General features: G+C 40.5%; 7 protein-coding genes, 9 tRNA genes, 2 rRNA genes and 1 pseudogene. All 19 read right to left on the reverse strand.

Annotation, left to right across the window (positions count from 1 at the left end; genetic code table 11):
* Nucleotides 1-147: 147 nt before the first annotated feature.
* The 19 genes and pseudogenes from BG05_RS03450 to BG05_RS03540 all read right to left on the reverse strand — a co-directional run bounded on the left by BG05_RS03450 (nucleotide 148) and on the right by BG05_RS03540 (nucleotide 15,092).
* Complete coding sequence (locus BG05_RS03450) at nucleotides 148-2,115, reverse strand: S9 family peptidase (RefSeq protein ID WP_003186906.1); 1,968 nt, start codon at nucleotides 2,113-2,115, stop codon at nucleotides 148-150.
* Between the two features lie 417 nt (nucleotides 2,116-2,532).
* Nucleotides 2,533-4,335, reverse strand: coding sequence for a glutamine--fructose-6-phosphate transaminase (isomerizing) (gene glmS, locus BG05_RS03460; protein ID WP_002091471.1), 1,803 nt, complete (start codon nucleotides 4,333-4,335; stop codon nucleotides 2,533-2,535).
* 12 nt (nucleotides 4,336-4,347) lie between these two features.
* Nucleotides 4,348-4,533 (reverse strand): annotated as a pseudogene (locus tag BG05_RS29145) (hypothetical protein).
* 286 nt (nucleotides 4,534-4,819) lie between these two features.
* Nucleotides 4,820-6,166, reverse strand: a complete 1,347-nt coding sequence (glmM, locus tag BG05_RS03465) for a phosphoglucosamine mutase (RefSeq protein WP_002029377.1) — start codon at nucleotides 6,164-6,166, stop codon at nucleotides 4,820-4,822.
* Nucleotides 6,159-7,646 carry a CdaR family protein gene (locus BG05_RS03470; protein WP_002169321.1) on the reverse strand — a complete coding sequence of 496 codons (1,488 nt, stop codon included), beginning with the start codon at nucleotides 7,644-7,646 and terminating at the stop codon, nucleotides 6,159-6,161. The genes glmM and BG05_RS03470 overlap by 8 nt, the downstream gene beginning before the upstream one ends.
* The gene (gene cdaA / locus BG05_RS03475; RefSeq protein ID WP_002124707.1) at nucleotides 7,639-8,460 is read right to left on the reverse strand and encodes a diadenylate cyclase CdaA; all 822 of its coding nucleotides are present in this window, start codon (nucleotides 8,458-8,460) and stop codon (nucleotides 7,639-7,641) included. The genes BG05_RS03470 and cdaA overlap by 8 nt, the downstream gene beginning before the upstream one ends.
* A gap of 248 nt (nucleotides 8,461-8,708) precedes the next feature.
* Nucleotides 8,709-9,602 carry an arginase gene (gene rocF, locus BG05_RS03480; RefSeq protein WP_002029355.1) on the reverse strand — a complete coding sequence of 298 codons (894 nt, stop codon included), beginning with the start codon at nucleotides 9,600-9,602 and terminating at the stop codon, nucleotides 8,709-8,711.
* A 270-nt stretch (nucleotides 9,603-9,872) separates the two neighbouring features.
* On the reverse strand, nucleotides 9,873-11,018 hold the full coding sequence (locus BG05_RS03485; protein ID WP_002124706.1) for a glycerate kinase: 1,146 nt from the start codon (nucleotides 11,016-11,018) through the stop codon (nucleotides 9,873-9,875).
* Between the two features lie 125 nt (nucleotides 11,019-11,143).
* A tRNA-Ala gene (locus BG05_RS03490) sits at nucleotides 11,144-11,216 on the reverse strand.
* 10 nt (nucleotides 11,217-11,226) lie between these two features.
* Nucleotides 11,227-11,298, reverse strand: a tRNA-Gly gene (locus tag BG05_RS03495).
* 5 nt (nucleotides 11,299-11,303) lie between these two features.
* Nucleotides 11,304-11,379: transfer RNA gene (locus BG05_RS03500), tRNA-Lys, on the reverse strand.
* A 5-nt stretch (nucleotides 11,380-11,384) separates the two neighbouring features.
* A tRNA-Gln gene (locus tag BG05_RS03505) sits at nucleotides 11,385-11,459 on the reverse strand.
* A 65-nt stretch (nucleotides 11,460-11,524) separates the two neighbouring features.
* A tRNA-Tyr gene (locus BG05_RS03510) sits at nucleotides 11,525-11,608 on the reverse strand.
* Nucleotides 11,609-11,624: 16 nt separating this feature from the next.
* Nucleotides 11,625-11,700, reverse strand: a tRNA-Val gene (locus BG05_RS03515).
* A gap of 5 nt (nucleotides 11,701-11,705) precedes the next feature.
* Nucleotides 11,706-11,780: transfer RNA gene (locus BG05_RS03520), tRNA-Glu, on the reverse strand.
* 22 nt (nucleotides 11,781-11,802) lie between these two features.
* A tRNA-Thr gene (locus BG05_RS03525) sits at nucleotides 11,803-11,875 on the reverse strand.
* A gap of 4 nt (nucleotides 11,876-11,879) precedes the next feature.
* Nucleotides 11,880-11,954: transfer RNA gene (locus BG05_RS03530), tRNA-Asn, on the reverse strand.
* Nucleotides 11,955-11,963: 9 nt separating this feature from the next.
* Nucleotides 11,964-12,079: ribosomal RNA gene (gene rrf, locus BG05_RS03535) — 5S ribosomal RNA — on the reverse strand.
* 91 nt (nucleotides 12,080-12,170) lie between these two features.
* A 23S ribosomal RNA gene (locus BG05_RS03540) occupies nucleotides 12,171-15,092 on the reverse strand.
* Between the last annotated feature and the right edge of the window lie 107 nt (nucleotides 15,093-15,199).

Below are 15,199 nucleotides of genomic sequence, written 5' to 3' on the forward strand. Positions count from 1 at the left end.
AGCCTACATTCAGGCTCTTTTCTCATTTACACCAAAACATTTCACAGTTTGCCTTATCCGCAATGTTAAACTCAATCATATATAACCGAATAAATGTGTACGACTTTATTTCAAGCACCTAAAAAGCTTAAAGACTAAAACAAGCCATTATAAAACCCTAAATTCTTTCATACTTTCTCCAAGAATATAGTGTGAAAACCACATCAAATTCTGCTTCATAATAGCCACATTAATTCCTGGCTGGTCAGAACTATATGCCATTCCTTTAAAAATAATTAATTCTGTATTAACTTCCATATCCCTTAACCCTTGATATAGCTCATATGCATTGGAAGTTGGAATCCTTGCATCCTTTTCGCCATGTTGGATTAAGGTAGGCGTACAGGCTGATTTAATATATGTCATTGGCGATGTTTTTGTATATATATCTGGATCATTCCATGGAGTATTTCCTAAATGCATTCTAATAAAGTAAGGGATATCTGTATTTACATAATGGGTACTCCAGTTAGTAATTCCGCCCCCAACTGAAATAGCTTTAAATCTATTACTAAACGTAGAACAGAAGGCTGATATATATCCTCCGTTACTCCATCCCATAACTCCTACTCTATCTTTATCTACAATCCCTTGCTCAACTAGTTCATCCACTCCAGATATAACATCCTCGTAGTCAGCAATTCCCTGTTTTCTATAGTGGGCTTTTAAGAACTCATTACCATAGCCAGAACTTCCTCTATAGTTTGGCTCTAAAACTATAAAGCCTTTTTCGATAAACTGCTCAATCGGATATTTCTCATTAAAACAGTCTGAGAATATCGGAAAAGATGCCCAAGCTGGTCCACCATGGATTACTACTAATAAAGGATATTTTTTGTTGGCATCAAAATCTACTGGGGTTGATAAAACACCCTCTATTTCAAGACCATCACTACTTTGCCATGAGATTATTTCCCTGTTACTTTTCAGCTTCCCTTTAAAAAAGCTATTTTCATCCGTTATTTTTTTATCGTCTAAATAGATTTCAAAGGTTTCATTTGTTATAGCCTTACTATAGGATATATGATTTCCATCCCTTGTTATAGAAGCATCCATTATAAAGCCATCTACTTTGTCACCTAACATTTCCACAGTGCCATCCTCACATAGCAATCCAATACGATAGTTAGTTTTATCCTGCCATCTAATTAAAATCCCCTTATCTGTCCACTGTAATGGCATAACCGTACTATCAAAGTTTGTTAGAGGCTGAATTACCTCTCCAGTATTCATATCATATATCTCTAATGTACTTTCTTGTATATGGTTTCTATAGTAATCCTTCTCTCTTATGCTTGCTGAGTAACATATTTTGCTGCCCTCAGGAGAAAAGCAAACGCTCCCGCCCAACAACTTATCTACATTCATCTTTTGTAGTTCCTCAGCTTCAACATCTAATATGTATAGATCACCATTCATATGATCGTTTAGGCTTGGTGTAGCCATAAATACAACCTTTGTCCCATCATTTGAAATATCAAAGTTATGTATATAAAAATCCTTACCATCCGTTAGTTGATAAACACCGCTAATCTCACGTTCCTCTTTATCATTTTGTATCCCTTTTTCTATTTCAATGTAATATAAACAATTATTCCGATGTTCCTTACCTGCATGTTGGAAGTCCCCATATAGCTCTTTACGTTTCTTTATTTCCTCACATTCTTTTGACTGTGCAACATAATAAAAACCTTTACCAGTAGGCTCCCATTTGAATGTACTGACCCCTTCTTTCTCATCAGTAATTTGTAACTCACTATAACCATCTATTGACTTAACAAAGATTTGATTTTTCTTATTATCTCCGTCACCAACTGGGCTAAGGTATGCGATATCCCTAGAATCTGGGGACCATAATGGGTGTATACTATCTATATCCCCAGTTGTTAATAGGTAACTCTGCTCCTTATCTTTTTCATATATCCATATATGATTCCTATATGTATTGTCTTTCCAGTTAGCTGTCTTCTTAACAAATGCTACGCCTTTGCCGTCATCACTTATATTTGCACCTGATAAGGTTGGTAATGAAATAATCTCTTCTATACTTAAATATGTTTTTTCTTTCACCTTCATTAATAACCCCCCTTGTAATGTCTAGTAATCTAATTTGTTCAATAAAGTGAAACTTTAATCAGTGTTTTTTTCCATCAACGAATATCTGAAATAACAACAGAAAATTCAGTTAAATAAAAGTAGTTCCGTCCCAAATCCGATAAAACCTCATGCTATCTGCCGGTTTTTATACTTTTTAAATCCCACTGACCGATCTAATGAGGGATCATCTTGAATTTCAAGACAAGGCTGATAATCTCTCCCACTGCCAGTTCCTTGCCCCTCTTTAATCCACTTATCGATTTTAGATATTCTTTTTTTCGACACAAAAATGCCCCTTTAGATAATCATATCCAAAGGGGCAAAGCTTCACAACTTTTTTATAAACGTCGTGACTTTATTTTAAATTTACAATAATCTAGTTACTCTACCAATCTCCTACTCAACAGTAACAGACTTAGCTAAGTTACGTGGCTTATCAACGTCACATTCGCGGTGAAGCGCTGCGTAGTATGAGATAAGTTGGAATGGAATAACTGCTACTAGCGGTGCTAGTGCTTCGTGTACAGCTGGTAATACGAAGCTGTCACCTTCCATTTCTAAGCCTTTCATTGAGATGATACATGGGTTAGCTCCGCGTGCTACTACTTCTTTCACGTTACCACGAATTCCAAGGTTTACGTGCTCTTGTGTAGCAAGTGCGATAACTGGTGTACCGTTTTCGATTAAGGCAATTGTACCGTGTTTTAATTCTCCTCCAGCAAATCCTTCTGCTTGGATGTAAGAGATTTCTTTTAGTTTTAACGCACCTTCTAAACCTACGAAGAAGTCTACGCTACGTCCGATGAAGAAGCAGTTACGCGTTGTTGCTAAAAATTGTTTTGCTAATGCGTCCATTTCTTCTTTTTGATCACAAAGTACTACCATTGCATTTGCTACAAGTCCTAATTCATGTGTTAAATCGAAATCAAGAACCTCACCTTTTGCTTTTGCAATGTCAGCCGCTAAGATTGAAAGTACTGCAAGCTGTGCTGTGTATGCTTTCGTCGATGCAACTGCGATTTCTGGTCCTGCATATAAAGGAAGTGTATAATCAGCTTCACGAGAAAGCGTAGAACCAGGTACGTTTGTAATTGTTAATGCTTTATGACCCATTTCATTTGTTTGCACAAGTACTGCACGGCTATCAGCTGTTTCACCACTTTGTGAAATATAAATGAAGAATGGTCTTTCTGTTAATAATGGCATGTTGTAAGAGAATTCACTTGCTACATGTACTTCAACTGGTACTTTCGCAAATTTCTCAATGAATTGCTTTCCAACAAGACCTGCATGATAACTTGTTCCACATGCAATGATGTAAATGCGATCGCTATCTAAAATTGCGTTACGGATATCTTGATCTAATTCAATTTCGCCATTTTCATCTTGGTACTTTTGAATAATATTACGGATTACAAGTGGTTGCTCGTCGATTTCTTTTAGCATGAAATGAGGATACGTTCCTTTTTCAATATCACTTGCGTCTAATTCCGCTGTAAACGGCGCACGTTCAATCGTTTCACCTTGTAAGTTTTTAATTGTAATGCTTTCTTTTGTTACGATTACCATTTCTTTATCCATTAACTCGATAAATTGATCTGTAACTTGCAACATCGCCATAGCGTCGCTTGCAATAACATTAAAGTTATCACCAGCACCTACTAATAGCGGGCTTTTGTTTTTAGCAACATAAATCATGTTTGGATTTTCAGCATCAAGTAGTCCGATTGCGTAAGAACCATGTAAAAGAGATAATGTTTGACGGAACGCGTCTTCTACACTTAGTCCTGTACTTACTTGTTGTTCCATAAGTTGCACGATAATTTCTGTATCTGTTTCACTTACGAACGTTACATCTTGTAAATATTCCTTTTTCACTAACTCATAGTTTTCAATTACACCGTTATGAACTAGTGTAAAGCGTTTTGATGTACTTTGATGCGGATGCGCGTTTAGTTTGCTTGGAACACCGTGTGTAGCCCAGCGTGTGTGACCGATTCCCACGCTTGCTGCTACGTTCTCTTCTACGACTTCGCGAAGTTTTGCAATACGGCCTTTTTCTTTGTATACAACAACACCGTTCTCTGCTTGTACTGCAATACCTGCTGAATCATATCCGCGATATTCTAGCTTTTCTAAACCTTTTAATAAAATTTCCTTTGCATCTTGCTCTCCAATAAATCCTACGATTCCACACATGTTTAGTCGCCGTTACAAATGCTTACACTGCTCTGCGAACATGTAACGACATAGTCCGATACCATTTTTATTTATACTAAAAAACGGATTACATATTGCTAGCCCTGTAAGCTTGTAACGGCTTTCACCTTCCTCTCGATTGGGTTAAAGTCCGTATATACTTATACAGCTAGTATTCATCCGTTCCTCTTCTCTCATCACACTTTCACCTTTGTCCACTAAGTCACCTTAATGTTTTAAGTAAAAGATTGCGGTTGTGATGAACAACCGGGAGTCATCCGCCGAAATCTCGATAAACTCCACCTCGTCAACTACACTACTTGTAGTTCTGGCGCTTTTATAATTTACAATATTTCCTTTGAGAAAAAGAACAAGACCATCGTATAACAAACAATATAAATCGTCAATGAAATTTTTTTCATTATCTATAAAACATATGAAAAAGGAGCACTTCTTGTGCTCCTTTTAAAACAAATTTGGTAAATTATTCAGCTCCAACTTCCGCTTTCACAACTTCTACAATACGATGTACATACCCATCACAAATTTCTTGTGTCGGTGCTTCTGCCATTACACGAATAAGTGGTTCTGTTCCAGATGGACGAACAAGAATACGACCGTCTCCGTTCATTTCTTCCTCTACAACACGAATAATTTCTTTAATTTTCTCGTTTTCTAATGCTAGTTTTTTATCTGTTACACGAACGTTTACTAGTAATTGTGGGAATTTTGTCATCTCGCCTGCAAGCTCAGATAATGGCTTTTTCGTCATTTTCATGATGTTTACAAGTTGAAGTGCACTTAACATTCCATCACCAGTTGTAATGTAATCAAGTAAGATAATATGACCTGATTGTTCTCCGCCCAGGTTATATCCACCACGTTTCATCTCTTCCATTACGTAGCGATCACCAACTGCTGTTTTATCACTTGTAATATTGTTTGCTTCAAGCGCTTTGTAGAAACCTAAGTTACTCATAACTGTTGAAACAACTGTATTATGTTTCAATTGACCAGTTTCTTTCATATACTTCGCGCAAATAAACATAATTTGATCGCCATCAACGATGTTTCCTTTTTCGTCTACTGCGATTAAACGGTCTCCGTCACCATCAAAAGCAAGACCAATGTCAGCACCTTTTTCTTTTACTAATTCAGCTAACACTTCTGGATGCGTAGAACCTACTCCAGCGTTAATATTCATACCGTTCGGTGAAGTTCCCATTGTTGAAATATCAGCTTCTAAATCTGCAAATAAATATGGAGCTAAAGAAGATGTAGCACCATGTGCACAATCTAAAGCAATATGTAAACCAGAGAAATCTTCCTCTACAGTTTGTTTAATGTATTGTAAATATTTTTGTCCACCTTCAAAGTAATCACTCACTTGTCCAAGGTTAGTACCTGTTGGACGTGGTAGCTCATCAACTTCTTTGTCTAATAACGCTTCAATTTCTGCTTCTTGCTCATCTGTTAATTTAAATCCATCTGAACCGAAGAACTTAATTCCATTATCTTGTACTGGGTTATGAGATGCAGAGATCATAACACCTGCTTGCGCCCCTAAAGCTTTTGTTAAATAAGCCACACCTGGTGTAGAAATAACACCAAGGCGCATTACTTCCGCTCCAGTTGATAATAGGCCTGCTACTAAAGCTCCTTCTAGCATATGTCCAGATACACGTGTATCACGGCCAATAATTACTTTTGGACGATCTGTATCTTTTGTTAATACATAGCCGCCAAAACGTCCTATTTTAAAAGCTAATTCAGGTGTTAATTCCTTATTTGCAACCCCGCGTACTCCGTCTGTACCAAAATATTTACCCATTATTATTCGCTCCTTTTTCGTGCTCTTTTTGATTATCTACTGTTGGTTCTTGGCTCGTTTCTTGGCCATTTTCTTTGTCTTTTTCTTTTTCTTTGTCTTTTTCTTTTTCCTGATCCTTTTCTGGATTAGGTTCAGGATTTTTTGGTTTTTCAGTTTGATTTTCTTGATTGTTTTTTGAATCTGGTTGTTCAATATTACCCTGTACTTCTTTATCCGGCTTTTCTTTCTTCACAATTGTGACTTTAGCACTTTTTTGTTTTGCTTCTATCGAAATATTACCAGGACCACTCACTTGAATAGAAACATCTGTCGTCCCCGGAGATACATTTTGCAGATTAATCGCCGCTGTTATTTGAGCAGCTGTTATTTTATCTACTATACTTGCTTCTCCTGAAATATCAACGCTTATCTTTCCATCTTGTGGCGAAAGTAGCTGCGCAGTAACATCATTCGGAATTCCACTTTTTTGAATCGGGATACCATCAATAGTTTTACTTTTCGTTTGTTTTACCTTTTGTACCCCTACGGAAACCTTCACTTGATTTGGTTTTGCACTTGTTACACCTTTTGGCAATAAAACAGAGGCATCGAATGTTGTAGAATCCGTCAATTGACTAAAATCTACCTCGACCCCCTCTATAGATTGTATATTATCCAAAATGTCTTTTGGACCTGCTATCGTTACTTCTCTCGGCTCAACGCTAATATTTGTAACAGTCAATCCTTCTGGCAAACTCCCCTTTTTCGTATACGTCACAGGAACAGTTTTTTCAGTATTATTGGCCGTAGCTTGCGTCGCCACATTCAATGTTACACTAATTTTAGATGGACTCGTTCTTACATTTAAACGTTTTCCTTCTTTATTGTATAATGTAACTTCGGCTGTTTTTGTAACAGTTTTATTAACACCTTTTAAATCAATATACGCCTTAGCAGATGAAATACTTTCAATTTCTTCTTTCGTCCCAACTACCTCAACAGTATCAGGTTTAATGTTTGATTTTTCGAGAGTAGCACCCGCTGGCATCTGATCCTCATTTGATAATTTTAAGTCTACATGAACATATTTTCTCGCTTTTTCATGAAGAGTAACTTTGATTGTTGCTGGTTGGACTGTTCCTTTCACATCATCTGGAAGCCCATTCGCTTTTAAAGAAACTTCATAAGTTCCTTTTTGACTATCTCGCAAATCAACTGATATATCAAATTGTTTTTTTGCTTTTGCTGTAGCAACTGCTGATTTTGGACCTTCCAACTTCACCTTAACTCCACCTGATGGAATACCACTTACAATATATTTCTCTTCATCATACTTCAGGGTAATAGGATAATCAGTTAATGTTTCTTTCGTTTCATTTACGAAAGGTAATATACTCGATGTCGTATTTTTTTCAGTTAAAGTTGCTGACATGAAAAGCATACACGCCAATAGTAATGAGATTCCTTTTAAAAACCAATGATTCTCCATTAACTTATCCATGACGCTTTCTCCTCCAATTCCATAAAGACGAAGAAGTCGTTTTTTCGTTCCCACTAAATTCTGCTAACAACATGTCCTTCAGCTGTTCTGTCTTCAAATCACGATGTAACTTACCGTTTTTCGTTAAAGAAATTTGGCCTGTTTCTTCCGACACAACTACTGTAATACTATCAGTGACTTCACTAACTCCCATTGCAGCGCGATGCCTAGTTCCTAACTCCTTAGAAATAAATGGGCTTTCTGATAACGGAAGGTAACATGCTGCTGCTTTAATTGTACTTCCCTGCATAATTACTGCTCCATCATGAAGAGGGGTATTAGGGATAAAAATATTAATGAGTAATTCCGATGATACATTTGCATTTAGCGGAATACCCGTTTCTACATAATCATCCATCCCAGTCTCTTTTGACAAAGTAATTAGTGCACCAATTCTACGTTTTCCCATATATTCCGTTGCTTTAGCTATCGCTGTTGCAACAATTTCAGGTTCATCTTCCCCCTGATTTCCCACACGCGAAAATAAGCTACCCCGTCCTAGCTGCTCAAGTGCTCTTCTCAATTCTGGCTGGAAGATAATAATAACGGCTAAAAATCCCCACGTTAATACTTGTTCCGTTAGCCAATATAGCGTATGCAATTCAAGTAAAATACTAATCATCCGGACGACAATAATAACTGTAATACCTTTTAAAAGTTGCACAGCCTTCGTGCCCCGAATTATAAGAATTAGCTTATATATAATAAACCATACAACAGCAATATCTAATGCCGTACTAAGATATTTCAAAATGGTCGTATCTTCAAAAGGCATGCTAACCCTTCCTCCTACTTACGAGCAATTCTATCCATATATTGAAATATTATTTTATGCTCTATCTGTATGTATTTCCAACAACTAGTTAATTATACCATACATGAACCAAACGACAATTACAAACGCCCCCCTTTAGCTTAAATTGGTAAGATGTCAAACTTTCTTATCCTACAGTATAATATAAGTCATTATTATACGCCTATTTTCAAATAAAAAAAGCAACTTCTCAGTTGCTTTTCTTACATTTATTTTAGTTTTTCACCAAACAAAGAACCCATTAAAGCAACCGCTGTTGTTGCTGTTCTGTTTCTCTCATCTAAAATCGTATTTACTTCAACAAATTCAGCAGATGTAACAATATCAGCTTCTGCTAACATCTCCATCGCTAAGTGGCTTTCACGATAAGATAGACCACCAATTACAGGTGTTCCAACTCCTGGTGCGTCATGAGGATCAAGCCCATCTAAATCTAATGATAAATGAACACCGTCAGTATGAGATAAATACGCAATTGTTTCTTCCATAACAGCCGTCATACCCATACGATCAATTTCATGCATTGAGAATACTTTAATGCCTTCTTCACGAATAAAGTCCTTTTCTCCTTCATCTAATGCACGTGCACCTATAATTACAACGTTCTCTTTTTTTACTTTCGGGTATGCCCCGTATAAATCTACAAGTGAAGAATGTCCATAACCTAAACTTGCAGCAAGTGACATACCGTGAATATTTCCAGATGGTGATGTTTCTTCTGTATTTAAATCACCGTGTGCATCATACCAAATAACACCTAAATTTTTATAATGTTTCGCCACACCAGCTAGCGTACCGATAGCAATACTATGATCACCGCCTAATACAAGTGGAAAACGACCTTCTTCTATAATATGATCAACCTTAGTCGCTAGTTCATTACATACAGTTGCAACTTGAGTAAGGTTTCGTAACTTTGTATTTTCATCTACTTCTTTTTCTCTCTCTATACATATATCTCCCATATCTTTTACGTCATATCCAATTTGTTCAATTCTTTCAACTACCCCTGCATAACGGATCGCGCTTGGTCCCATATCAACCCCGCGACGCATCTGTCCTAAATCCATTGGAACTCCAATAACTGAGATTTCTTTTTTCATAGATAGTATCCCCCTTTTATGCCTTCACTAAATATTTTAAATCTTTTATATAGTCTGACTCAACTCGACATTTTTCTGCATGGATATACATTTTATTCACTTATATTTACGTTGGACTCCCGATTTTTAAACTATTCTATGTATAAAGTTAACTTAATGAACCAACTAACTTTTCTATCAGCTAATATTTTTATCCGTGCCTTTCTCCATCAATACCTAGAATTACACAAAACATCCTCAAATAACTGAATTTAAAAAACACTTCTACACTTAGAAGCGTTTTTCTGATGCTAGTTTCCACACTGCTGCAATATTTCTCGCTGTCATTTCTATATTCTCTTCTGCCCTTTTATATGCCTCTTCTAATGTCATTGGACTTGCTGTAATACTAAATACTGCATCAATTCCCTTTTCATAAACAATTGTATAGTTCGGAGATACAGATCCACCAATAGCAATTACAGGAATATGACGGCATTTCGCCCGCTTCGCGACACCAACAGGAGCTTTTCCATAAGCTGTTTGTTCATCTATCCTTCCCTCACCAGTTACAATAAGATCGGCACCCTCTATACACTTATCAAAATTTGTATAATCTAATACAATTTCAATCCCTTTTCTTAGCTGTCCCTTTAGTACTGCAACGACAGCGGCTCCCATTCCTCCAGCTGCCCCTGCACCAGGTATTAGGGACACATCAAAAGATACGTACTGTTTAAGTATATTAGCATAATGTTTTAAATTCCCGTCTAGCTCTTTCATCATCTCTACATTCGCACCCTTTTGTCTCCCAAATACAAAAGACGCTCCCTTTGGTCCAACTAATGGATTGTCGACATCACATGCTGCTTCTAGCTTTATATCCTTCAAACGTGTATCCATACGAGAAAGGTTAAGAGCAGTAATCAAATGTAATGTTCCTCCAGAGGGCTCAATTACTTCACCTTTCCTATTAATAAACTCTACGCCTAAAGCAGACAACATACCTGCCCCACCATCATTTGTAGCACTTCCTCCAAGCCCTAAAATAATGTGTTTAGCTCCTTGATCTAATGCATGTAATATCAGTTCACCTGTCCCTTTTGTCGTTGTAATAAGTGGGTTTCTCTTTTCAATTGGAACGTGTTGTAATCCTGATGCTGCCGCCATTTCAATAAATGCTGTCTCCTTATCCTTAGACATTCCATAATAGGCTTGCACACTCTCCCCAAGCGGCCCTGTCACATTAAGTGATATAATTCCCCCCATTGTAGCACCAACAAGAGATTCGACCGTTCCTTCACCTCCATCTCCAATTGGTACTTTAACGTACTCTGCTTTAGGAAAAACTGCTGCAAAACCCCTTTCAATAGCTTCACATACCTCTATAGCTTTCAGGCTTTCTTTATATGAATCCGATGCAATGACAACTTTCATAATTATCCCCCCTTATTCAATCCCTTTTTTTCATTTTAAACGATATACGGAAAAGTTTCCTTTTTGAGTGGAATTTAAACACAAAAAAAGCTTACATCATTTGATGTAAGCTTTTCCTATTTATATGGAGCCTAGCGGGATCGAACCGCTGACCTCCTGCGTGCAAGGCAGGCGCTCTCCCAGCTGAGCTAAGGCCCCTTAGTAATTAAGCGGAAGACGGGATTCGAACCCGCGACCCCAACCTTGGCAAGGTTGTATTCTACCACTGAACTACTTCCGCGAAAATGGTGAGCCATGAAGGATTCGAACCTTCGACCCTCTGATTAAAAGTCAGATGCTCTACCAACTGAGCTAATGGCTCGTAAATGGCTGGGCTAGCTGGATTCGAACCAGCGCATGACGGAGTCAAAGTCCGTTGCCTTACCGCTTGGCTATAGCCCATTAATATTTACTAGTATGGTTATCTTTTCAAAAAAATAAACCCTCTCAGGTTATTTTAAAGAAAATGGTGGAGGGGGGCAGATTCGAACTGCCGAACCCAAAGGAGCGGATTTACAGTCCGCCGCGTTTAGCCACTTCGCTACCCCTCCGACATTTAAAAATATATGGTGGAGGATGACGGGATCGAACCGCCGACCCCCTGCTTGTAAGGCAGGTGCTCTCCCAGCTGAGCTAATCCTCCAAAAGTGGTGACCCGTACGGGATTCGAACCCGTGTTACCGCCGTGAAAGGGCGGTGTCTTAACCACTTGACCAACGGGCCAAAAAAAACAAAAATTTTCCCAAGCTTCCAACCGGGCTTGAACCGGTGACCTCTTCCTTACCATGGAAGTACTCTACCAGCTGAGCTATGGAAGCATAATGGCTCCGCAGGTAGGAATCGAACCTACGACCGATCGGTTAACAGCCGATAGCTCTACCGCTGAGCTACTGCGGAATAATATAAGCCTGGCAACGTCCTACTCTCACAGGGACAAGGTCCCAACTACCATCGGCGCTAGAGAGCTTAACTTCCGTGTTCGGTATGGGAACGGGTGTGACCTCTCTGCCATCATTACCAGACTTTTAACATTATACACATTCTTTTGAGAATGTCAAAAGGAATTTTAAATATATATTCCTTCAAAACTAGATAACATTAGCTTCATATTATATGGTTAAGTCCTCGATCTATTAGTATTCGTCAGCTCCACATGTCACCATGCTTCCACCTCGAACCTATCAACCTGATCATCTTTCAGGGATCTTACTAGCTTACGCTATGGGAAATCTCATCTTGAGGGGGGCTTCATGCTTAGATGCTTTCAGCACTTATCCCTTCCGCACATAGCTACCCAGCTATGCCCTTGGCAGAACAACTGGTACACCAGCGGTGCGTCCATCCCGGTCCTCTCGTACTAAGGACAGCTCCTCTCAAATTTCCTGCGCCCACGACGGATAGGGACCGAACTGTCTCACGACGTTCTGAACCCAGCTCGCGTACCGCTTTAATGGGCGAACAGCCCAACCCTTGGGACCGACTACAGCCCCAGGATGCGATGAGCCGACATCGAGGTGCCAAACCTCCCCGTCGATGTGGACTCTTGGGGGAGATAAGCCTGTTATCCCCGGGGTAGCTTTTATCCGTTGAGCGATGGCCCTTCCATGCGGAACCACCGGATCACTAAGCCCGACTTTCGTCCCTGCTCGACTTGTAGGTCTCGCAGTCAAGCTCCCTTATGCCTTTGCACTCTACGAATGATTTCCAACCATTCTGAGGGAACCTTTGGGCGCCTCCGTTACACTTTAGGAGGCGACCGCCCCAGTCAAACTGCCCACCTGACACTGTCTCCCGGGTCGATAAGACCCGTAGGTTAGAATTTCAATACAGTCAGGGCGGTATCCCACCAGCGCCTCCACCGAAGCTAGCGCTCCGGTTTCAATGGCTCCCGCCTATCCTGTACAAACTGTACCAAAATTCAATATCAGGCTACAGTAAAGCTCCACGGGGTCCTTCCGTCCTGTCGCGGGTAACCTGCATCTTCACAGGTACTATAATTTCACCGAGTCTCTGGTTGAGACAGTGCCCAAATCGTTACACCTTTCGTGCGGGTCGGAACTTACCCGACAAGGAATTTCGCTACCTTAGGACCGTTATAGTTACGGCCGCCGTTTACTGGGGCTTCAGTTCAGAGCTTCGCTTACGCTAACCCCTCTCCTTAACCTTCCAGCACCGGGCAGGTGTCAGCCCCTATACTTCGCCTTACGGCTTCGCAGAGACCTGTGTTTTTGCTAAACAGTCGCTTGGGCCTATTCACTGCGGCTTTCCGTTAAGAAAGCACCCCTTCTCCCGAAGTTACGGGGTCATTTTGCCGAGTTCCTTAACCAGAGTTCTCTCGCACACCTTAGGATTCTCTCCTCGCCTACCTGTGTCGGTTTGCGGTACAGGCACCTTTTATCTCGCTAGAAGCTTTTCTTGGCAGCGGGGAATCAAAGACTTCGCTCCATAAGGAGCTTCCCCATCACAGCTCAGCCTTCACGATAAGCGGATTTGCCTACTTATCAGCCTAACTGCTTGGACGTGCACAACCAATCGCACGCTTCTTCTATCCTTCTGCGTCCCTCCATTGCTCAAACGATAAAGAGGTGGTACAGGAATATCAACCTGTTGTCCATCGCCTACGCCTGTCGGCCTCGGCTTAGGTCCTGACTAACCCTGAGCGGACGAGCCTTCCTCAGGAAACCTTAGGCATTCGGTGGACGGGATTCTCACCCGTCTTTCGCTACTCATACCGGCATTCTCACTTCTAAGCGCTCCACCAGTCCTTCCGGTCTGACTTCACTGCACTTAGAACGCTCCCCTACCACTGATACCATTGGTATCAATTCGCAGCTTCGGTGGTGTATTTAGCCCCGGTACATTTTCGGCGCAGAGTCACTCGACTAGTGAGCTATTACGCACTCTTTAAATGGTGGCTGCTTCTGAGCCAACATCCTAGTTGTCTAAGCAACTCCACATCCTTTTCCACTTAATACACACTTTGGGACCTTAGCTGGCGATCTGGGCTGTTTCCCTCTTGACTACGGATCTTATCACTCGCAGTCTGACTCCTAAGGATAAGTCATTGGCATTCGGAGTTTGACTGAATTCGGTAATCCGATGAGGACCCCTAGTTCAATCAGTGCTCTACCTCCAAGACTCTTACACTTAAGGCTAGCCCTAAAGCTATTTCGGGGAGAACCAGCTATCTCCAGGTTCGATTGGAATTTCTCCGCTACCCACACCTCATCCCCGCACTTTTCAACGTGCGTGGGTTCGGGCCTCCATTCAGTGTTACCTGAACTTCACCCTGGACATGGGTAGATCACCTGGTTTCGGGTCTACGACCACGTACTAAACGCCCTATTCAGACTCGCTTTCGCTGCGGCTCCGCCTCTTCAGCTTAACCTTGCACGGGATCGTAACTCGCCGGTTCATTCTACAAAAGGCACGCCATCACCCATTAACGGGCTCTGACTATTTGTAGGCACACGGTTTCAGGATCTCTTTCACTCCCCTTCCGGGGTGCTTTTCACCTTTCCCTCACGGTACTGGTTCACTATCGATCACTAGGGAGTATTTAGCCTTGGGAGATGGTCCTCCCAGATTCCGACGGAATTTCACGTGTTCCGCCGTACTCAGGATACATTCAAGAGAGAACGAAGTTTCGACTACGGGGTTATTACCCTCTGTGACGGACCTTTCCAGGTCGCTTCGTCTACCTCGTTCCTTTGTAACTCCGTATAGAATGTCCTACAACCCCAAGAGGCAAGCCTCTTGGTTTGGGCTAGATTCCGTTTCGCTCGCCGCTACTCAGGAAATCGCATTTGCTTTCTCTTCCTCCAGGTACTTAGATGTTTCAGTTCCCTGGGTCTGTCTTCCATACCCTATGTATTCAGGTAAGGATACCATACCATTACGTATAGTGGGTTTCCCCATTCGGAAATCTTCGGATCAAAGCTTACTTACAGCTCCCCGAAGCATATCGGCGTTAGTCCCGTCCTTCATCGACTCCTAGTGTCAAGGCATCCACCGTGCGCCCTTTCTAACTTAACCAAACTAAAATTAAAAAAATATGAGCTACACTGTTATCTAGTTTTCAAAGAACATACATTTAAACTTGAGAGATAGTTCTCTCAAAACTGAACGAAACAAAACAAGTC

It is taken from the genome of Bacillus mycoides (genome assembly GCF_000832605.1).
Classification (GTDB): Bacteria; Bacillota; Bacilli; order Bacillales; family Bacillaceae_G; genus Bacillus_A; species Bacillus_A mycoides.

Coding starts and splice junctions, on each gene's coding strand:
- BG05_RS03450 (WP_003186906.1), bottom strand. CDS start 2,115: ATGAAGGTGAAAGAAAAAACATATTTAAGTATAGAAGAGATTATTTCA.
- rocF (WP_002029355.1), bottom strand. CDS start 9,602: ATGAAAAAAGAAATCTCAGTTATTGGAGTTCCAATGGATTTAGGACAG.
- BG05_RS03470 (WP_002169321.1), bottom strand. CDS start 7,646: ATGGATAAGTTAATGGAGAATCATTGGTTTTTAAAAGGAATCTCATTA.
- glmM (WP_002029377.1), bottom strand. CDS start 6,166: ATGGGTAAATATTTTGGTACAGACGGAGTACGCGGGGTTGCAAATAAG.
- BG05_RS03485 (WP_002124706.1), bottom strand. CDS start 11,018: ATGAAAGTTGTCATTGCATCGGATTCATATAAAGAAAGCCTGAAAGCT.
- glmS (WP_002091471.1), bottom strand. CDS start 4,335: ATGTGTGGAATCGTAGGATTTATTGGAGAGCAAGATGCAAAGGAAATT.
- cdaA (WP_002124707.1), bottom strand. CDS start 8,460: ATGCCTTTTGAAGATACGACCATTTTGAAATATCTTAGTACGGCATTA.